15 protein-coding genes are annotated in these 20,004 nt (G+C 72.6%); 4 read left to right on the forward strand and 11 right to left on the reverse strand.

The window, feature by feature from the left end; genetic code table 11:
* Positions 1–202 precede the first annotated feature (202 nt).
* Positions 203–1,636 (forward strand): septation protein SepH, encoded by a 1,434-nt coding sequence (gene sepH, locus FHG10_RS09680; protein WP_152353090.1) that lies wholly within the window; start codon positions 203–205, stop codon positions 1,634–1,636.
* 41 nt (positions 1,637–1,677) lie between these two features.
* On the opposite strand, the gene FHG10_RS09685 is transcribed toward sepH, so the two are convergent.
* The 3 genes from FHG10_RS09685 to FHG10_RS09695 form a co-directional block, all read right to left on the reverse strand.
* Complete coding sequence (locus FHG10_RS09685; RefSeq protein ID WP_152353091.1) at positions 1,678–2,853, reverse strand: alkaline phosphatase family protein; 1,176 nt, start codon at positions 2,851–2,853, stop codon at positions 1,678–1,680.
* Positions 2,850–3,422, reverse strand: a complete 573-nt coding sequence (locus FHG10_RS09690; RefSeq protein ID WP_152353092.1) for a DUF5998 family protein — start codon at positions 3,420–3,422, stop codon at positions 2,850–2,852. The genes FHG10_RS09685 and FHG10_RS09690 overlap by 4 nt, the downstream gene beginning before the upstream one ends.
* Before the next feature lie 74 nt (positions 3,423–3,496).
* Complete coding sequence (locus FHG10_RS09695) at positions 3,497–6,262, reverse strand: GNAT family N-acetyltransferase (RefSeq protein WP_152353093.1); 2,766 nt, start codon at positions 6,260–6,262, stop codon at positions 3,497–3,499.
* 168 nt (positions 6,263–6,430) lie between these two features.
* Between FHG10_RS09695 and FHG10_RS09700 the strand changes: the two genes are divergently transcribed.
* Together FHG10_RS09700 and FHG10_RS09705 are read left to right on the forward strand one after the other, a co-directional pair.
* On the forward strand, positions 6,431–8,896 hold the full coding sequence (locus FHG10_RS09700; RefSeq protein WP_152353094.1) for a DNA gyrase/topoisomerase IV subunit A: 2,466 nt from the start codon (positions 6,431–6,433) through the stop codon (positions 8,894–8,896).
* A 144-nt stretch (positions 8,897–9,040) separates the two neighbouring features.
* Complete coding sequence (locus FHG10_RS09705; protein ID WP_152353095.1) at positions 9,041–9,952, forward strand: D-hexose-6-phosphate mutarotase; 912 nt, start codon at positions 9,041–9,043, stop codon at positions 9,950–9,952.
* 36 nt (positions 9,953–9,988) lie between these two features.
* Here the strand turns inward: FHG10_RS09705 and hisF are convergent, their stop codons facing one another.
* Positions 9,989–10,774: an imidazole glycerol phosphate synthase subunit HisF gene (gene hisF, locus FHG10_RS09710; RefSeq protein ID WP_152353096.1), complete on the reverse strand. Its 786-nt coding sequence runs from the start codon at positions 10,772–10,774 to the stop codon at positions 9,989–9,991.
* The gene (locus FHG10_RS09715; RefSeq protein ID WP_406565159.1) at positions 10,771–12,837 is read right to left on the reverse strand and encodes a DNA gyrase/topoisomerase IV subunit B; all 2,067 of its coding nucleotides are present in this window, start codon (positions 12,835–12,837) and stop codon (positions 10,771–10,773) included. Before FHG10_RS09715 ends, hisF begins: the two co-directional genes overlap by 4 nt.
* A 301-nt stretch (positions 12,838–13,138) precedes the next feature.
* Between FHG10_RS09715 and FHG10_RS09720 the strand changes: the two genes are divergently transcribed.
* Positions 13,139–13,357 carry a DUF7455 domain-containing protein gene (locus FHG10_RS09720; protein WP_152353098.1) on the forward strand — a complete coding sequence of 73 codons (219 nt, stop codon included), beginning with the start codon at positions 13,139–13,141 and terminating at the stop codon, positions 13,355–13,357.
* Positions 13,358–13,433: 76 nt separating this feature from the next.
* Here FHG10_RS09720 and FHG10_RS09725 read toward each other — a convergent pair whose 3' ends face one another.
* From FHG10_RS09725 to FHG10_RS09750, 6 genes are all read right to left on the reverse strand, one after another.
* On the reverse strand, positions 13,434–14,810 hold the full coding sequence (locus tag FHG10_RS09725; RefSeq protein WP_193636252.1) for an MBL fold metallo-hydrolase: 1,377 nt from the start codon (positions 14,808–14,810) through the stop codon (positions 13,434–13,436).
* Between the two features lie 56 nt (positions 14,811–14,866).
* On the reverse strand, positions 14,867–15,775 hold the full coding sequence (locus FHG10_RS09730) for a carbohydrate ABC transporter permease (RefSeq protein ID WP_152353100.1): 909 nt from the start codon (positions 15,773–15,775) through the stop codon (positions 14,867–14,869).
* A 64-nt stretch (positions 15,776–15,839) separates the two neighbouring features.
* Positions 15,840–17,210, reverse strand: coding sequence for an ABC transporter substrate-binding protein (locus FHG10_RS09735; protein WP_152353101.1), 1,371 nt, complete (start codon positions 17,208–17,210; stop codon positions 15,840–15,842).
* A 106-nt stretch (positions 17,211–17,316) separates the two neighbouring features.
* Positions 17,317–18,303: a carbohydrate ABC transporter permease gene (locus tag FHG10_RS09740; RefSeq protein WP_152353102.1), complete on the reverse strand. Its 987-nt coding sequence runs from the start codon at positions 18,301–18,303 to the stop codon at positions 17,317–17,319.
* Positions 18,290–19,162 carry a MurR/RpiR family transcriptional regulator gene (locus tag FHG10_RS09745; RefSeq protein ID WP_152353103.1) on the reverse strand — a complete coding sequence of 291 codons (873 nt, stop codon included), beginning with the start codon at positions 19,160–19,162 and terminating at the stop codon, positions 18,290–18,292. The genes FHG10_RS09740 and FHG10_RS09745 overlap by 14 nt, the downstream gene beginning before the upstream one ends.
* On the reverse strand, positions 19,159–19,914 hold the full coding sequence (locus tag FHG10_RS09750; protein ID WP_152353104.1) for an HAD family hydrolase: 756 nt from the start codon (positions 19,912–19,914) through the stop codon (positions 19,159–19,161). The genes FHG10_RS09745 and FHG10_RS09750 overlap by 4 nt, the downstream gene beginning before the upstream one ends.
* Positions 19,915–20,004: the final 90 nt, after the last annotated feature.

Genomic DNA, 20,004 nt, shown 5'->3' on the forward strand with positions numbered 1-20,004 from the left:
GGCCTGCATGGCTGTCAGCTCCCCCGGCGTGCCCCTCGGTGTTGTCCACGCCGGATGCGGCGCGATTATTGCAGAGCGGGTGCCATATCACAACACGGAGGATCCGAACGGGTCCGACGGGCGCGTCCGCCGAGGTCGCGGGGCGGGCGCGATCTATGATCTGATCACGTCGCGGACCATGCTGCGACGGGAGAGGACCACGATGCGAGAGCTCGAGCTCGACGGGATCCATGACGACGGCGAGCACATCGTCCTGCGCGATCTCGACGGCGAGCAGTACACGCTGAGGATCGACGAGGCGCTGCGCGCGGCCGTGCGCCGCGACCGACCGGCCCTGGGACTGATCCAGTCCTCGGAGGCGACTGCGCTGCGCCCGCGCGAGATCCAGGCGCTGCTGCGCGGAGGCCGCACGGCCGACGAGATCTCGGAGATGGCCTCGATCGACGTGGAGCACGTGCGCCGCTACGAGGGGCCCGTCCTCGCCGAGCGCGGCTTCACCGCCGAGCGCGCCCGCACCTTCAAGGTCGACCGCTCCGGCGGCCCGGTCCTCGACGACATCGTCACCGAGAGGCTCGCAGCCCGGCAGGCCCTCGAGGGCCTGCGCTGGGACGCCTGGCGCCTGCCGGACGGCACCTGGAACCTCGAGCTGGTCTTCCGCTCCGGCGGCCGGGATCGCGAGGCGCACTGGATCGCCGACATGACCCGCCAGGTCGTGGTCGCGGAGGACGACGAGGCGCGCTGGCTGAGCCTCGACGACGACGCGCTCGACCAGCCCGTCGCGGGTCGCGCGCGCCTCACCTCGCTCAAGAGCTCCGTCTACGACCAGGAGTCCGACGCCGACGGCGCCTCCGCCCGTCCTCGTCGCAGCGCCCCGCGCAGCCTCGGCCGCCAGGCCCCTGCCCACGAGGACCACCCCTCTCGCGGCGCGACCGGCGCCGGAGCATCATCCGGCCCCTCCGCGCGCGGAGGGCGGGGCGACGCCATCGACGAGGACGCCCTGGACGCGCTCAACGCCCGCCGCGGCCTGCGGTCCGTCCCTGCCTCCCTGGACGATGAGCCGACCTGGTCCACCCTCGAGGAGGACGAGGAGCGCAGCACCCGCTCGGCCGACGAGGACGCGCTGCGCGAATACTCCAACTCCCCCCGTGAGGACCTTCCGGAGGACGTCGACGAGGACGACGTCGACGGCGGCGCCCCGGCCGATGACGAGGACCTCGAGGTCACAGGCGGCCCCGAGGGCGACGCGGACGCCGAGCCGGAGCCCCTCGTGGTCCCGGGGCGCACGCTCGAGGAGTCCGTCGCCACCGGTGATCGCGGAGCGGAGGACGAGCCGCCCGCGGCCTCGGGCTCCGTCGGGAAGGACCTCGGCTCCGGCTTCGCCCCTGCGGCGAACGACACCGTCGACCTCACGCCCCTTCCGGGCTTCGACGACGTCGCCCACTCCCCCGAGGAGGACGGCGACGCGCAGGCTCCGAAGGACGGCGACGGCCGCCAGGGCGAGGTGACGGGCCAGCGCTCCGGGGGCAAGGAGGCGAAGAGGTCCGGCAAGGGCGAGAAGAAGTCCTCGTCCTCGCGGGCGAAGCGCTCGAGCATCCCCAGCTGGGACGAGATCGTCTTCGGCTCGAAGCACGACTGACGTCGGGCCCGGTTCCCGGGCTCCGTCGCTCCGAGGTGCGCTCACACCTCCACGGTGAGCAGCGGCACCAGGGACTCGGCACTGGTGAGCGAGCCGTGCACGCCGGTCTCCGGCCGGCGCGAGGATGCATGACGACGCGAGTCGTCGACGACCCATCGCCCGCGCGCCAGCACGATCGCATCGCCCACTCGGCCAAGGAGGTGCGGGGGGATCGAGGGGGACGTCTCAGGTCCCAGCAGCCCCGCACCGAGCATCTCCTCGCGCGAGAGCACGACCGCGTGCTCCCCCACCGCCTCCCGCGTCGCCTCGACCAGGGCCGGGGCGTCCTCGGGACGACGGGCGAAGAGCACGAGCGCACGCGGCTCCCCCGCGACCATCGCGAGGCCGCGGCGCACCTGGGGCACGCGGGCGAGGTCGATCGTGCGCTCGGGGGCGGTGTCGACCATGCCGTGGTCGGCGGTCACGTGGACGCGCGTTCCCGTGGGCGCGCGCCGCAGAAGCGTCCCGATCAGGGAGTCCGCGCCGACCAGCGCGTCGCGCCAGGCGTCCGAGTCCACCCCGTGCCTGTGGCCGGCGTGGTCGACGTCGTCCACGTGCAGATGCACGAGCGCGTCGTCGCCGCCCGCACGCAGGGCTGCGAGGGCCGCTCCTGTCCGGTCACCGCGCTCGGCCTGCGCGAAGAACTCCCAGCCGCGGAAGGCGCTCCCGGTGAGCAGGCTGCCGGCGTGCTTCGCGGGGGCGACCTGGAGGGCGCGCCGCCGTGTCCTCTCGGCGGGCACGGGGCACGGCATCCACTGCGCAGGATCGATGCCCGCGGCGCCCGTGAGCTGATTGACGGCCCGGCCGCTGCGCGGGTCCCGTGTGAGGTACCCGAGGACTCCGTGCTCGAGCGGTGCGAGGCCCGTGATCAGGGAGGTCATCGCGGTCGCGGTCGTCGACGGGGCGACGCTGCGCACGGTGCGCACCTCGTCGCGCAGGCGGCGCAGGGTCGGGGTGAGAGCGAGGTGCTCCTCGAGCAGCTCGCTGCCCATCCCGTCCACGAGGACCACGAGGTCGCGCCCGCCGTCGTCCCGCGCGAGCAGGGGCGGGACGATGTCGAGCTGGCCCGGGCGGACGCCGCCCGCGAACGGGGCGGCCAGCAGGTCGGGGGCCGACGGGAGGGTCGCCCGGGCCCGGTCGCCGCGGCGGGAGGCGGAGGCGTCGCCTGCCGGGGTCATCCGGCGGCGTCGATCGCGTCCAGCAGGCGGTCGTGGAAGCGCACGGCCGCGTCGACGGCGTCCTGGCCGTCGGCGAGCGCGCTCACGCGCAGGGCGAGATCGGCGGGCGCGAGGGTGCCGCTCCAGCCGTGCTCCGCCTGGCACTCGGGGTCGTCGCACCAGGCGCGCTCGACGTCCAGGCGCCGACTGCCGCCCCAGGTGACCGCGAGGGTGACCTCGGCCTCGCTGCCGCGCACCCGCGTGCCGTCGGAGTCGAACACCTGGGACATGCCCGTGGTGTGCACGCGGTCCAGGCGCACGCGTTCGGTCGTGGAGACCACCTGGCTGGGGTTGAGCTCGTCGGCCGGATCGTCGTCGAGGTGGGTGACCACCAGGTGGCGGTCGGTGATCACGAGGACCGTGAGGTGGCGCCGCACCTCGGGCCCGTCGAAGGTGGTCTCGGGCCGCACCAGGTGGGCGCGCACCGGCGCCGCGCGCAGGGCGCGCTGCACGCAGGCGGCGGCGGTCTGCGGGAAGTACCCGGCGCTCTCGAGCTCGCCGAGGAGATCCGTGGGAAGTGCCGTGGACATGGGGTCCATCCTTCCACGCGTGCACGCGGTCCGTGACCGCGCCCGTGACCGCTCGTGCACGCCCGGCCGGGCACTCAGGCGCTCGCGGGCCCGCTCAGGGTGCGGCGCAGGCTGTCGGTGCGGTTGGGTGCCTGGGCGACCTCGGCGCGGGCGCCGATGATCGTGCACCCTCCGCGGCCGACGACCACGGGGTGCAGCACGAGGGAGTGCAGCTCGGGCAGGTCCTCCGCCATGAGTCCCACGCGGATCACGAGGTCCTCGAGCCGGGCGCGGTCCGCGGCGGGCAGTCCCAGGTGGCCGCGGAGCTTCACGGAGGTCGCGGGGCCGTCGATGAGCCGCGTCACCGATTCGTCGTCGAGCGGCGGGATCGCGTAGGCGACGTCGTCGAGCAGGTCGGTCGCGTCCCCCGCCAGAGAGAAGGCGAGCACGGGACCCAGCGACGGGTCCTCCACGCTGCGCACCACGACCGGGATGCCGGGGGGCGCCATCGCCTGGACGGCGAGGTCGGCGCTCGAGAAGGCGAGGTCGCGGCGCATGGCGGCGAAGGCGTGGCGCAGCTGCACGGCGTCGGGGATGTCCAGGCGCACCCCGCCGAGGTCGCTGCGGTGGCTGAGCACGGGGTCGGTGCTCTTGAGGGCGATGGGATAGCCGATCTCCGAGGCGGCGCGCACGGCGTCGTCGGCATCGGCGACGGTTCGGGAGGGCAGCAGGTGCAGGCCGTAGGTCTCGAGCAGGGCCGAGGTGCGCTCCTGGTCGAGCGCGCGCGGCGCCATCCCCGGGGCTCCGGGCGCGGAGATCTCCGTCTGGACGATGCGGCGGGCCGCCTCCCGGTCGATGCCCTCGCGCGAGGCGGGCTCGTCCCCGCCGACGGCGCCGCGCCGGGCGGCGAGCATGCCCGCGGCCGCGCGCACGGCGAGCACCGGCGTGGGGTGCAGCGGCGGCATCTCGTCATCGGCGCGGGTGGCCCGCTCGAGGGACTCGAAGCGGTCGAGGTCGGTCACCACGCACACCACCAGGCGCACGTCGGCCCCGCGGGCGGTGCGCGCCATCTGCGCGAGGGAGGCGGAGAGATCCTCGCCCAGGGCGTCGAGGACGGCGAGGACCACCACGTCCACCTCGCCGAGTGCCGCGAGCGAGGTGAAGGCGCGCTCGACGAAGCGGGGGTCCGTGCTCAGCAGGGCGCGGCGCTCGTCGCGCACGACGCGCAGCCCGGCCGCGTCGGCCGCGCCCCGCAGCGACTCCCCGAGCGCCGCCGTGTTCGCGAGCAGCCCGACGCGGTCGCCGGGCGGCACGCCCTGGCGGTCGAGGGCGTCGACGACGTCCGTGAGCTGGTCGACGCTGAGGGTGGGCACGACCCCGGCGGAGAGCAGGACCTGGTCCAGCGCCCGTCGAGGCAGCTGGGAGGAGCGCACGTCGTGCCCGGGAGGGGCCGCTGTCGTGGTCCCCGGCGGGCGCAGCACCACGAGCGGCCTCTTCCGCGTGATGCGCCGCGCGATGCGTGTGAACTTGCGGGGGTTGCCCATGGACTCGAGCGAGAGCGCGATGACGCGCACGTCCTCGTCATCCTGCCAGTGCTGGAGGGTGTCGTTGAGGGAGACGTCTGCGCGGTTGCCCACGGACACGAACTCGTGCACGCCGATGCCGCGGGACTCGACGCCGCCCAGCAGCATGGCCGAGAGCGCCCCGGACTGGCCGGCGAGCGCGACGCCTCCGGCGCGCGGGAGGTGCGGGACGAGGGAGGCGTTCAGGGAGTGGTCCCCGGTGCGCAGGAACCCGAGGGAGCCGGGCCCCAGGACGCGCACGCCCTCGCGGCGCGCGGCGCCGACCAGGCGGCGCTGCAGGGAGGGCCTCCCGCCCGCGCCCGACGGATCGGCCCCGCGACCGTCGGCCGACCCGCTCCCCGTGGTCTCGGCGAACGCCTCGGTGGGCAGCAGCACGGCGCGCACCCCGGCGCGCCCGCACTCCTCGACCGCGGCGATGCAGTCCTCGGCGCGCGCGAGCGCGATGACGGCGAGATCGACGGACCCGGGGACGTCGGCGATCCGGGAATAGGTGCTGCGGCCCTGCAGCTCGAGGGCGTCCCTGGCGACCACGTGCAGCTCGCCGTCGTAGCCGGCCTGCTCGATGTGCCGCAGGATCCTCCCGCCCATCGAGTCGCGATGGGAGGAGACCCCGAGCACGGCGAGGGAGGCGGGGTGCAGCATGCGCTCCATCGCGCGGGCCTCCGCACGGTGCTCGCGCTCGGCGATCACGGCGCGGGAGCGCTCGGTGGGGTCGATGCTGAACTCGACGACGACCACGCCGTCGTCGTAGGTGCGGCGCACGTCGAAGCCCGCGTCGGTGAACACGTTGATCATCCGGCTGTTCTGCGGGAGCACGTCCGCCACGAAGGTGGCGACCCCGCGCTCGCGCGCGGCAGCGGCGAGGTGCTCCAGGAGCACGGATCCCAGACCCTTGCCCTGCTGGGAATCGGCCACGTTGAAGGCGACCTCGGCCTCGGGGGTGCCCTCGAGGCGGTCGAAGCGGCCGACGGCCACGATGTCCTCGCCGATCAGCACGATCAGGGCGACGCGGTCGCGGTGGTCCACGACCGTGAAGCGCGTGAGGTCCCGCGGGGAGAGCTCCGGCATCGGGGCGAAGAAGCGCAGGTACCGGGAATGCTCGGACTGCGCGGTGTGGAAGCGCTGGAGGGCGTCGGCGTCGCTCGGCAGGATGGGCCGCAGGTGGGCGGCGCTGCCGTCGCTGAGCGCGATGTCCGCCTCCCAATGGGCGGGGTAGGCGGCGGAGGCCGCGGTCGCCCCGGCGCCCGCGCCGGAGTCCGCGTCGCGTCGTGCTCCCATGCCCCGATCATACTGAGCGCCCGCCGCCCCGGGTGCGGGTCCATCGTCCCGACGGTCCTCGGCGGGAGGTCCCGCCGGCCGCGCGAGCGGGCCCGCGGCCGCGGCGTCGGCGACATCACCGCCCCCGCCTGCCCGGTTCCCGGGCACGGATACGGCAGGATGATCGTCATGGCACGACGCAGCAGCACCGCAGGCAGCGATGAGGACGAGAACCTCGACGGCGTCGTCGTCGATGTCGACGTCACCAGCGAGATGGAGACCTCGTACCTCGAGTACGCGTACTCCGTCATCTACGCGCGCGCCCTGCCCGATGCCCGCGACGGCCTGAAGCCCGTCCAGCGCCGGATCCTGTACATGATGGACGACATGGGGCTGCGCCCCGATCGCGGGCACGTCAAGAGCCAGCGCGTGGTCGGCGAGGTGATGGGCAAGCTCCACCCCCATGGCGACAGCGCGATCTACGACGCGCTGGTGCGCATGGCGCAGAGCTTCTCGATGCGCATGCCGCTCGTGGACGGCCACGGCAACTTCGGCTCGCTCGACAACGGCCCGGCCGCCGCCCGCTACACCGAGGCGCGCATGGCGAAGGCTGCGCAGCTCATGACGGCCTCGCTCGACGAGAACGTCGTCGAGATGATCCCGAACTACGACAACCAGCTGCTGCAGCCCTCCGTGCTCCCTGCGCAGTATCCGAACCTGCTGGTCAACGGCGCTTCGGGGATCGCCGTCGGCATGGCCACGAACATGGCGCCCCACAACCTGGTGGAGGTCGTCGCGGCGGCCCGCCACCTGATCACCCACCCCGACGCCGACCTCGAGGACCTCATGCGCCTGGTCCCCGGCCCGGACCTGCCCACGGGCGGGCGGATCGTGGGCCTGGACGGAGTGCGCGACGCCTATCGCACTGGACGCGGCTCCTTCAAGATGCGCGCGACCACCAAGGTCGAGAACATCACCAGCCGCAAGAAGGGCATCATCGTCACCGAGCTGCCCTACCAGGTGGGGCCCGAGCGCTTCGCCGAGAAGCTGCGCGACGCGGTGCAGTCGAAGAAGGTCCAGGGCATCAGCAACTACCAGGATCTCACCGACCGCCGCCACGGGCTGCGCCTCGAGCTCACGGTGAAGTCCGGCTTCAACCCGGACGCGGTGCTGCAGCAGCTCTACCGCTTCACGCCGATGGAGGAGTCCTTCGGCATCAACAACGTGACGCTCGTGGAGGGGCAGCCGCGCACGCTCGGCCTCAAGCAGCTGCTCGAGGTGTTCATCGCGCACCGGCTGGACGTGGTGCGCCGCCGCACCGCCCACCGCCTGGGCAAGCGCAAGGAGCGCCTGCACCTCGTCGAGGGTCTGCTCATCGCGATCCTCGACATCGACGAGGTCATTCAGATCATCCGCGCGGCCGATGACGGCGAGCGCGCCCGCACCGCCCTGATGGCCGCCTTCGACCTCTCCGAGGCGCAGGCCGAGTACATCCTCGAGCTGCGCCTGCGCCGCCTCACGAAGTTCTCCCGCATCGAGCTCGAGACCGAGCGCGACGAGCTGCGCGCCGAGATCGAGCGGCTCGAGGAGATCCTCGCCTCCGAGGAGCTGCTGCGACAGGTGGTCTCGGACGAGCTCGCGCACGTCGCCGCCGAGCACGGGACCCCGCGCCGCACGGTGCTCCTGGAGGCGGGCTCGCAGCAGGCGACCTCGCAGGCCGCCCCGCTCGAGGTCGCCGACGAGCCCTGCCGCGTGCTGCTCTCCGGCAGCGGGCTCATCGCCCGCACGAGCGACGCCGAGGACGTGGTCCGCGAGGGCGGCCGCTCCTCGCACGACGCAGTGGTCGCCGACGTCCTCACCACCGCCCGCTCGCAGGTGGGCGCGGTGACCAACCTCGGACGCCTGCTGCACGTGGGCGTCGTGGAGCTGCCCGCGCTCGCCCCGACGGCGGGCCCGCCGAGCCTCGCGGGAGGCACGAAGCTCTCCGACCTGCTGACCCTGGAGAAGGGCGAGAGGGTGATCGGACTCGTGCGCGCGGCCGGCCCGGATCTCGAGCGCGGCGGCAGCCTCGCGCTCGGCACGCGCCAGGGCGTCGTCAAGCGGGTGACGCTCGACTTCCCGCGCGGCGACGGCTTCGAGATCATCTCGCTCAAGGATCGCGACGAGGTCGTGGGCGTCGTGGACCTGCCCGAGGACTCCGCGGCGGGCGACACCGACCTGGTCCTCATCACCTCCGACGCCCACCTGCTGCACTTCCCCGCCGCGGGCGTGCGGCCGCAGGGACGCGGCGCGGGCGGCGTCGCCGGCATCAAGCTCGCCGAGGGCGCGCACGTGGTCTCCTTCGGGGCGGTCGACGTCACCCGCGAGGCGGAGGTCGTGACGATCTCCGGCACCTCGGGCGCCCTGCCGATGACCCAGACGGGTTCCCTGAAGGTCAGCGCCTTCACCGAGTACCCGGCCAAGGGCCGTGCGACCGGCGGCGTGCGCTGCCACCGCTTCCTGCGGGGCGAGGACGCGCTGATCGGCGCCTGGGCAGTCAACTCCCCCGCCCGCGCCTGCTCGGAGGCCGGCCAGCCCGTGGACCTGCCTGGCCCCGTCGGTCGGCGCGACGGCTCGGGCTCGCCGGTCGCGGTCCCGATCGCCGCCGTCGGCTGACGGAGCCCTCGAGGCGTTCCTCCACGAGTGATCCCGCCACGAGTGATCCCGCCGTGCGCGATCGGTCCCGGGGACGCCGGACGCTCCGGACGGATTCGTCCCCACCCCTGCACCCACGGGCCGAAACGGTGCGACCATAGGGGCATGAGCACCACGACCAGCCCCGAAGACCTGCCCCAGGGAGTCACCCTCGAGGACCTGCACGGCACGCCCGCGCTCGTGGTGGACATCCCGGCCTGCTCCGCAGTCATCCACCTGGACGGCGCCCACCTGACCTCCTGGGTGCCCGACGGTGAGGACGACGTGCTGTGGACCAGCCCCGACGCGGTCTACGCGGAGGGCGAGCCGATCCGCGGCGGCATCCCGCTGATCGGCCCCTGGTTCGGGCCCGGCCGAGACGGGCGCACCACGCCCTCCCACGGCTGGCTGCGCAACCACCGCTGGGAGGTCGTCGCGGGCGAGCACTTCCACGGCTGGGCCGACGAGGACGCGGACGTGGTGCATTCGGACTCCGTCGCGATCACCCTGGGCCTCGAGGGGGCGGATCCCTCCGGGCAGGGCGTCGCCGCGCAGGTGCAGTTCGTGATCGGCGCGGACCATCTCCAGGTGCGCCTCGACGTGACCGCCGGCGACGAGCCCCTCGAGCTTGAGGCCGCGCTGCACACCTATCTCGCCGTGGGCGACGTCGAGGCGGCGCGCTTCACCGGCCTCGCCGGCGCCTCCTACCTCGACAACCTGCGCGACCTCACGCCGGCCGTGCAGGAGGGCGAGCCCGAGATCGACGGCCCCGTGGACCGGGTGTACGAGGTCTCCGGTCCCGTCACCGTGCACGACCCGGTGCTCGAGCGCGACATCGTGGTGAGCCCGCACGGCTCGAGCCGCACCGTGCTGTGGAACCCGTTCAGCGACGGCGCCGCGCACCTCGACGACATGCCGCTCGATGCGTGGAAGCAGTTCGTGTGCGTGGAGACCGCCGTCGCCAAGGACGGCTTCGTCTCCCTCGCCCCCGGCGCGACCCACTGCCTCAAGGCGCGCTACGAGGTCGCCCGGAGCTGAGCCCGAAGGCTCACGCTTCCTGCCCGACGGGCGGCGTCAGCGGACGGGCAGACCGTCCGCTGCGAGGGCGTCCTTCGCCTGGCCGATGGTGAGGGTGCGGAAGTGGAAGACGCTCGCGGCGAGCACGGCGTCGGCGCCCGCCCGCACCGCCGGCGGGAAGTCCTCCGCGCGACCCGCACCGCCCGAGGCGATGAGAGGCACGTCCGCCGCCGCACGGGCGGCGCGGATCAGCTCGAGGTCGAAGCCGCTGGTGGTGCCGTCGGCGTCCATCGAGTTCAGCAGGATCTCGCCGGCGCCGCGCTCGGCCGCCTCCGCGATCCAGGCGATCGCGTCGATGCCGGTGCCGCGGCGTCCGCCGTGGGTGGTCACCTCGAAGCCCGAGTCCGCGCGCGCCGACCCGTCGGGCGTCTCGTCGCTGACGCGGCGGACGTCGGCCGAGAGCACGAGCACCTGATTGCCGAAGCGCTCGGCGATCTCGGTGATGACCTCGGGCCGTGCGATCGCGGCGGTGTTCACACCGACCTTGTCGGCCCCGGCGCGCAGCAGCTGGTCGACGTCCGAGGCCGTGCGCACTCCCCCGCCCACGGTGAGCGGGATCAGCACCTGCTCGGCGGTCCGCCGGACCACGTCGAGCATGGTGCCGCGGCCGCTCGAGGACGCGCTGACGTCGAGGAAGGTGAGCTCGTCGGCCCCCTCCTCGCCGTAGCGGCGGGCGAGCTCGACAGGATCGCCCGCATCGCGCAGGCCCTGGAAGTTCACACCCTTGACCACCCGGCCGTCATCGACGTCCAGGCAGGGGATGACGCGCACGGCGAGGCTCATGCGTCGATCCTCTCGCGGTCCAGCTCCTCGGCGCCCTCGATGATGAACTGCTTGCGCGGGGCGACGTCGCTGCCCATCAGCAGGTCGAACATCGAGGCGGCGGCCTCCGCGTCCTCGATGCGCACGCGGCGCAGGGTGCGGTGGCGCGGGTCCATGGTGGTGTCGGCGAGCTGGTCGTCGTCCATCTCGCCCAGGCCCTTGTAGCGCTGGATCGGCTCCTTGTACCGCTTGCCGCGCTTGTCCAGGCTCTTCAGAAGACGGTTCAGCTCGTTCTCCGAGTACGTGTAGACGTACTCGTTCTTCTTCTTGCCGCCGTGGATGATCTCCACGCGGTGCAGAGGGGGCACGGCGGCGAAGATCCGCCCGGCCTCGAGCATGGGCCGCATGTAGCGGTGGAAGAGCGTCAGCAGCAGGGTGCGGATGTGGGCGCCGTCGACGTCGGCGTCGCTCATCATGATGATCTTCCCGTAGCGCGCCTGCTCGAGGTCGAAGGTGCGCCCGGATCCCGCGCCGAGCACCTGGATGATCGCGGCGCACTCGGTGTTCTTGAGCATGTCGGTGATCGAGGCCTTCTGGACGTTCAGGATCTTGCCGCGGATCGGCAGCAGCGCCTGGAACTCGGAGTTGCGCGCGTTCTTCGCGGTGCCCAGCGCGCTGTCGCCCTCGACGATGAACAGCTCGGACCGCTCGACGTCGGTCGAGCGGCAGTCGGCGAGCTTGGTGGGCATCGTCGAGGACTCCAGGGCGTTCTTGCGGCGGGAGACCTCCTTGTGCATGCGCGCGGCGATGCGGGCGCGCATCTCGGAGACCACCTTGTCGACGACGAGCGCTCCCTGCTCCTTCTCCTCCTTCTTGGTGGAGGTGAGGAAGGCGGTGAGCTGCTGCTCGACGACCTTGGAGACGATCTGGCGCACCGCGGGGGTGCCCAGCACCTCCTTGGTCTGTCCCTCGAACTGCGGCTCCTCGAGGCGCACGGTGACCACGGCGGTCATCCCGGCGAGCGCGTCGTCCTTCTCGATCTTCTCGTTCTTCGCGTTGAACTTCACGCGGCGCGCCTGGTTCTCGACCTGCTTGCGCAGGGTCCTCAGCATCGCCTGCTCGAAGCCCGCGGTGTGGGTGCCGCCCTTGGGGGTCGCCACGATGTTCACGAAGGATCGCAGGGTGGTGTCGTAGTCGGCGCCCCAGCGCAGCGCCACGTCGACCTCGCAGGTGCGGTCGACGTCCTTGGAGACCATGTGGCCCTTGGAATCGAGCACGGGGATCGTCTCGGTGTACTCGCCGCTGCCCTGCAGGCGGATCACGTCGGTGATCTTCTGGTCCTGGGCGAGGTAGTCGACGAACTCGGAGATGCCGCCGTCGTAGCGGAAGGAGCGCTCCTCGTCCTGGTCGGGGCTGCGCTCGGGCCGACGGTCCGAGATGGTGATGCCCAGCCCGGGGACCAGGAAGGCGGTCTGCCGCGCGCGGCGCACGAGCTCCTCGGTCGAGAAGTGCGAGCCCTTGATGAAGATCTGCGGATCGGCCCAGTAGCGCACGCGGGTGCCGGAGACGCCGCGCTTGACCTTGGCGACCTTCCGCAGCTCGGCGGGGCCGTCGGCGGCGGTGAAGGCGGCATCGGGCGAGGGTCCGTCGGACCCGTCGGCGAAGACGCCCGGGACGCCGCGCTGGAAGCTCATGGCATAGGTGACACCGGCGCGGTCGACCTCGACGTCGAGGCGGGCCGACAGGGCATTGACGACGCTCGCGCCCACGCCGTGAAGACCGCCCGAGGCGGCGTAGGAGCCGCCGCCGAACTTCCCGCCCGCGTGCAGCTTCGTGTAGACGACCTCGACGCCGGTGAGGCCCGTGCGGGGCTCGGTGTCCACGGGCACGCCGCGGCCGGAGTCGCGGACCTCGACGGAGGCGTCCTCGTGGAGGATGACCTCGATGCTCTCGCCGTTGCCGCCCAGGGCCTCGTCCACGGAGTTGTCGAGGATCTCCCACAGGCAGTGCATCAGGCCGCGCGAGTCCGTCGACCCGATGTACATGCCCGGGCGCTTGCGGACGGCCTCGAGGCCCTCGAGCACCTGCAGATGGCGGGCGTCGTAGGCGGCCTGCTTCGAGGCGGTCTTCGCGGGGGCATTCGTCGATCTCTTCGCGGCGGGCTTCGCGGAGGACGACGCGGAGCGCCCCTGGGGCGTGGACTCGGCGGCCGGGGACTCGGAGGACGCGGTGGTGTCTGACACGCGCGTCATTCTACGGCTGCGAGCCATACGACCAGGGCCGACGGGCGTCCCCGGCGTGGCGGGGCGCACGGGCGTTGCGCGGTGAGCGAACCGGAGGCCCGGATCACGCCGCTGACGCCCGCGCGGTGCTTGAATGTGGGGCATGAACACGACCGTCGAAGCCCCGCGACTGACCGCGCACGACCGCTGCGACCGCTGCGGCGCCCAGGCCTACGTCAAGGTCTCCCTCTCCGCCGGTGGCGAGCTGCTGTTCTGCGGGCACCATGCCCGCGCGCACGAGGACGCCTTCCGTCCGCTCGCCTCGGAGGTCATCGACGAGACCGAGCGCCTGCACGCCCGTCCGGTGCCGGTCGAGGACTGATCCCGCACACGACCTGACTCCCGAGGGCCCCGCATCCGCCGAGGATGCGGGGCCCTCGCGCGTCCCGTGGGCCCGATCAGCGCGTGCTGCCGGCGCGCAGCGGGATCGGGACGCCGATCTCGGGCAGGACCGTCCGCACGCCCTCGACCTCGAGGCGCTCGGGGTGGAAGCCGTGCAGGGCGATCACGCGGGCCGGGCCGATCCGCTCGACGATCTCGCGCAGCGCGAGCGGACCGGCATGCCCCGAGGAGCCCGCCGGGACCGTCGTGAGCCCGAGGCGCCCGAGCCAGTCCTGCCACACGTCCCAGTCACGCATGAACGGTCCCAGCGGCTCTCCCTGCGAATGGATCCAGGCGCTCGCGGGCCCCAGCGGGAGGTCGAGCAGGGAGGTGAAATCCTCGGGGTCGATCTGGACGAGGAAGCGCTCGGGGGCTGCCAGCACCGCGTCGATGCCGATCGCGCGTGCTGCGTTCCGCCCGCGACCGGCGGCGAGCTCCCCCGCCCGGCGCTGACCCGGGGACTGGGCCCGTGTCCCGTCCCAGGTGACGACTCCCCCGATGCCCATCGCGGTGAGCACGGCGGCGTGGCGTCCCGGCCATACGAGCGTGCGCCCGGCCTCGGCGGCGGCGTGGATGAGCAGCGCGGCGCGATCGACGTCCCGCTCGTACGCGCTGAGCAGCATGAGGTCCTCGCTCCCGGTCAGCGCCTCGGTGACGACGCGCGCGATCTCCTCCTCGCTGCGGGGCTCGGGAGGCAGCGGGTCGAAGCTCAGCATCGTCGTCTCGCAGACCAGCACGTCGGCCCCGCGTGCGGCCTCGAGGAAGGCGCGCGTGTGCACCCCGTTCTCGCGGTGCAGGTTCACGTCCCCGGTGTAGGCGAGGACGCCGTCGGGGGCGCGCACGACGGTGCCGATCGCACCGCGCACGTCGTGGTCCACCCGGTGCACGGTGACCGTGAGGTCCTCCGCAGCGACCTCATGCCCCTCCGCGATCGGCGTGAGGCGAGCGGCGGTGCCCGGCGTGGTGGCACCCGCCTCCTCGAGAGCGCGGTGCAGGGCGATGGTGTCGGGATGGGCGAGGACCCGGACCTCGGGCCGCAGGTGCGCCAGCAGTCCGTCGTGGTCGATGTGGGCGTGGGAGAGGACGACGACGAGCGGTCGGCGATCCGCGACCGCGAGCGCGTGCACCTCCTGCGCCCCGGGGCCGACGGCGCGCAGCTCCTCCGGCGCGAACAGCCCCGTGATACGCGGCGCCGCGCCCAGACGCAGGCGATCGGCGAGGCCGTGGCCCTCGCGCGCACGGGTGCTGTCGCGCAGCAGGTCCGCCTCGCCCGGGATGTCCTCGCCGATGTCCAGCAGCACCCGGGCGCGCGCGGTGCTGATCAGCACCTTGGTGCCGCCGATGACGCGCACCCCGCCGTGGATCTCGATGCTGGTGCCCGTCGGATCGTCCATCCGCCCGCTCCTCGTCGTTCCCGTCGACCGGCTCCCCCACACGCTCTCCCGCCCGCTCATCCGCGCACCGCCCCGTCGGTCGAGAAGGCGCCGCGCACGAAGTACTTCTGGAGGAACAGGAAGAGCAGGATCACGGGGATCGTCGTGAAGACCACCGCGGCGCTCATCCCGGTCCAGTCGTTGCCGTTCTCGGACTGGAAGGTCTGCAGTCCCACCTCGATGGGGCGCAGCTGATCGGACTTCGTCATGAAGTAGGGCCAGACGAAGGAGTTCCAGGACCCCATGAAGGCGTTCAGGCCCACCAGGATCATCGTGGGCACGGCGAGGGGCCCGGCGACCTGCGCGAGCATGCGCACCGGTCCCGCACCGTCGAGCTCCGCGGCCTCGAAGATCTCGGCGGGCAGGGTCTGGAAGAACTGCCGCAGCAGGAAGATCCCGAACACGGACGCGCCCCACGGGAGGATCTGGATGGCATACGTGTCATAGAGGCCCATCTTCTGGGCGAGCAGGAAGTTCGGGACCAGCAGCACGGTCTGCGGAACCATCATCACGCTCATCACCAGCAGGAACATCACCCCGCGGCCGCGGAACCGCATGCGTGCGAAGGCGAAGGCCGCGAGCAGTCCCGTGAGCAGCGTCAGGGCGACGACGCACACCGCGATGAGGACGGTGTTGCCGAAGTAGCGCGGCCACGGAGCGGCCGCCCACGCCCGCGCGTAGTTCTGCGCGGCGGCCTCGACGTAGTGGCCCCACTCGGCGGGGGGCCGGATCCGCGGCGGGAGGGTGTACACGTCCTCGGGCGAGGAGATCGAGGTGTACAGCGTCCACAGCAGGGGGAAGAGGAAGGCGAGCGCCGCGAGCACGGCGAGGACCGACAGCACCCGCTGGGCGGGGCGGGGCCGGCGGCGTCTGCGCGGGAGCTCCTCCCCCGTGCTGCTGCGCGGCGTGGTGCTCGTGCTGGTCATCGGCTCGCTCGCCTCCTCGTCCCTCGTGTCACCCGTGGTCCTCGTGGTCCCTGCCCGCGCCGCGTCAGCCCAGCGCCTCGGCCTTCTTCTGCGCGTCGGCGAGGGCGTCGGCCGGCTTCGCCTTGCCCTGCAGGGCGTCCTGCAGGGCGACCGAGAGCAGGCCCGAGGCCTCGGTGACGCTCGTGACCGGCGGCAGGGCACGGGCGGTGTCGAGCTGCTTCACGGCGTCGGTGATCCACGGGCGCTCCTCGACGACCTTCTTCATGGCGTCCTGCTCGAGGGAGGCGGAGCTGACGGGCAGGTACCCGGTGGCGGCCGCCCAGGAGGCCTGCTGCTCCGGCGTGGTGATGAACTGCATGAACTCCCAGGCGGCGGCGCGCTCCTGCTCGCTCGCATCGGCGAACAGGACGATGTTCGTGCCGGCCAGCTGGTTCGCCGCCCCGGAGGGGCCCTCCGGGAGGGCGCTCACGCCCATCTCGAACTTCCCGCCGACGGCCTGCTCGTTGAACGGGAACGAGGCCACGGAGGAGACGTCGAAGGCACCCTTCTCGGCGCCCAGGGCCTCCTGGCCGGGGTACCCCGAGGCGATCGCGAGGGCGCCCGCGTCCTTGAGGTCCACGAGGTACTCGAGGGCCTTCACGCAGCCGTCCTCGGCGAACTGCGGCGTGCCGTCGTCGGCGAAGACCGTGCTGCCCATGGACTCGGCGAGGATCTCAAAGAGGGCCGTGCCGCCGGCCGGCCCCTTGGCGCTGCCGGGGTCGATGGACAGGGCGACCACGCCGTCCTTCGAGACGTCCTTGCTGACCTTCGCGAAGTCGTCCCAGCTCTTCGGCTCCTCCTTCACCATCTCGGCGTTGCGGTAGACCACCACGACGGACTTGTTGAAGGGCCACATCCAGATCTTGCCGTCGGTGAGCTGCATGTCCTTCTTCACGCCCTCGGCGAAGTCCGCATAGTCCTCGTTGGCCTTCGCGAAGGCGTCCAGCGGCACGATGACCTTCGAGTCGGCGTACTCGCTCGCCCAGTTGCCGTAGGCCTGGGCGATCGTGGGCGCGCTGCCGGCGCCGACCTGCGCCTTGGTCTTGGTCTGCAGGGTGCCGTAGTCGGGCTGGTCCTGCAGCTCGATCGTGACGTTCGGATGGTCCTTCCCGAAGTCGGAGACGATCTTCTCGAGCGCGGTCTTCTGGTCGCCCGAGGCCATGGCATGCATGAACGTGATGGTGGTCTTCGCGTCGGGGTCGAAGGAGGGCACGGCGTCGCTGCCGGAGTCGTCGCCGTCGCCGGAGCCGGAGGATCCGGAGGAGCAGGCGGCGAGGGCCAGTGCGCTCGCCGAGGCGGCGGCGCCGGCGAGGACGGTGCGGCGCGTGGGCGCCGATGCGACGCGCGACGAGATGCTGTGCGCGGTGCGGACGGAGGTGCGGCGGATGGCGGTCATCGGGTTCTCCTGGGTGAGAGTGGGGCGGGCACGGCCGGGCGATGGGTGGCAGGGGTCGTCGGGCGCGGGGTGGTCGAGGGCGGGCCGGTCAGTCGAGGGCGGCCGATCACCGCGAGAGCCTCGCGGAGACACGCAGCTGGATGATCGAGAGCACGAGGGTGATGAGGAACAGGACCACCGCGAGGGCCGCCCCGTACCCGGTGTTCCCGAGCACGAACGCCTGCTGGTAGAGCTGGAATCCGATCGTGGAGGTCGAGTAGCCGGGGCCGCCTCCGGTGAGCACGAAGAACTGGGTGAAGGCCTGCAGGGACGAGATCGAGGAGATGATCACGACGAACGCCACGTAAGGGATGAGCTGCGGAAGGGTGACCCGGCTGAACTCCTGCCAGGGGTTCGCGCCGTCGACCTTCGCCGCCTCGGCGAGCTCCCCGCTCGTGGTCATCAGTCCGCCGACGAACACGAGGACCAGGAATCCGACCTCGTGCCAGACCGAGTAGACGATGATCGAGAGCATCGCGTAGCGGGAGTCGCCCAGCCAGTCGATCACCGGAAGGTGCACGAGCGAGAGGATCCCGTTGGCGAGTCCGAAGCGCGGGTTGAAGATCCACAGCCAGATCAGGGCCGTGGCGACCCCCGGGGCGATGTACGCGAGGAAGAAGCTGGTGCGGGCGGCCGCCATGACCTTCGAGCCGCGACGCACCAGCAGTGCGAGCAGCAGGGCGAGGATCGTGCCGACGACGACGTTGGCGATCACGAAGTAGCAGGAGACGCCGAAGGTCTGCCAGAACGACGGGTTGGTGCTTCCCGAGAGCATGTCCCGGTAGTTGCCCAGTCCGATGAACTCGCTCATCGCGGGGTTCAGCTGATTCCAGTCGAAGGCCGAGACCCGGAAGGTGTACAGCGTCGGGAAGATCGTCCAGATCCCGAAGATCGCGATCGCCGGAGCCACGAAGAGGTAGGCGATCGGCGAGGTCAGGGCGCGGCGGGCACGGCTGCGGCGGCGGGCCGCACCTGCGCGGGACCGAGAGTCCCCTGACCGGCCGGCGCCGCTCAGCGGGAGCGCCTTCGGGAGGGGGCTCTCACTCGTCGACATGGCCGCTCACCACCTCGAGGATCCTGTCCTGGACGGCTCCCGCGCCCTCGCCGAGCCGGCGCTCGAGGGCGCCTCCGAGCGCCTCGACGAGGGCGTGCTGCGCCAGCCGCGAGGGGCTGTGGAACTCGTCCTGGTAGTGACGGTGCGGGAGCGGCGTGATGTGGGTGCGGCCGACGGCCTGCTCCAGCGGCGTGCCCAGGAAGGCGGTCAGCGCGATGGTGCGCGCACCCGCACCCGCGGCCGCGCGCACGCAGCGCAGGGTCTGGGCGTTCACTCCGGAGGCGGAGATCGCCATGCAGAGATCCTCGGGCCCCAGCGCGGCCGCGGCGATCTCCGCGTCCAAGGGGTCGGACGGCGAGATCACGGTGACGCCCAGGCGCAGCAGGCGAGCGCTGAGTGCCCCGCCCACGGAGGCGCTCAGCCCGCCGGCGACCACGAGCACCCGGCGGGCGGTGGCGAGATCGGCGACGGTGCCCTGCAGCGGCTCCTCCTCGAGCATGTCGGTGGCCTGCACCGTCTGCTCGGCGAGGGCTCGGGCCGCGCCGATCACCGTGTCCGGGGCCGACTGTGCGCCGCTGCGCTCACCGGCCGCGTCGCGCACGGCGAGCACCCGCAGCTGCTGGAAACCGGTGTATCCGAGGCGCTGGCAGGTCCGCACGACGCTCGCCCGTGAGGTGCCCGAGAGCTCGGCGACCTGCGCGGTGGACAGCTCCGGCAGCTCCTGGGCGTGGGAGAGGAGGACGCGTGCGACCTGCTCCTCGGCTGGACCCAGGGTGGGCGCGGCGGCCGCGAGTCGAGAGGCGAGCGCGGGGGCGAGCGCGGTGGTGCTCGCGCGGGTCGAGGAACGCGGTGCGCTCATCGGGCGAGGTCCCGGCTGGGGGCGAAGGTCTCGGCGTCGGCGGCGAAGCGACGCAGGGCCGGCAGCAGCTCGGACAGCTGGTGGCCCCGTTGGACGGCGAGGGCCTGAGGAGGCAGCGCGCTGTCCCCCCACGCACCGGTGATCAGCATGCCCACGGCGCCGAGGTCGACGGCGGGGGCGACGTCGTTGCGCCAGTTGTCCCCGATCGAGACGAGGTGGTGCGCGGGCTCGTCGCCGAGCACGGCGCGCAGGTGCTCGCGCATGCGGGAGGGTTTCTTCGCGCCGATGACGATCTGGTCGAAGCGGCCGCGCACGTCCAGGTGGACGAGGGTCTCGTCCATGCCGACGGCGGGAGAATTCGTCAGCAGGGCGCGGCGCACTCCGGCCTCGGAGAGCTCGTCCAGGAGGTCCAGCAGGCCCTCCGGGGGACGCACGCCCAGGTCGTCGTGGACGAGACGGCGGCGGGAGTCAAGGTAGGCCTCGGAGAGCTCGGCACCGAGGATCGGTCGGGCGAGCGCGGCGAGGGCGACGTAGGCGTCGGCGTGATGGTCGGGCGAGCGGCCCGCCATCCAGTCCTCGAAGCGGGAGCGGACGCTGCGCGCGTCGGCCGCCTGCATGCGGTCGCAGGCCGCCTCGGCGTAGGCGAGGACTGGACCGTCACCCAGGCACACGGTGCCGTCGAAGTCGAAGACCACGACGGGCCCTCCGGCGGGATGCAGGGAGGTCGACAGAGGCGGGGTGTCCGGGATCACGGTGCGAGCCTAGGCCGCACTGGAACGGATGACCAGACTTTCCGGAACATCCGGAACGGATGTTCGTCGGGCGTTCACGCACCGTCCGCG

It is taken from the genome of Brachybacterium subflavum (assembly GCF_009299795.1).
GTDB classification, from domain to species: Bacteria; Actinomycetota; Actinomycetes; order Actinomycetales; family Dermabacteraceae; genus Brachybacterium; species Brachybacterium subflavum.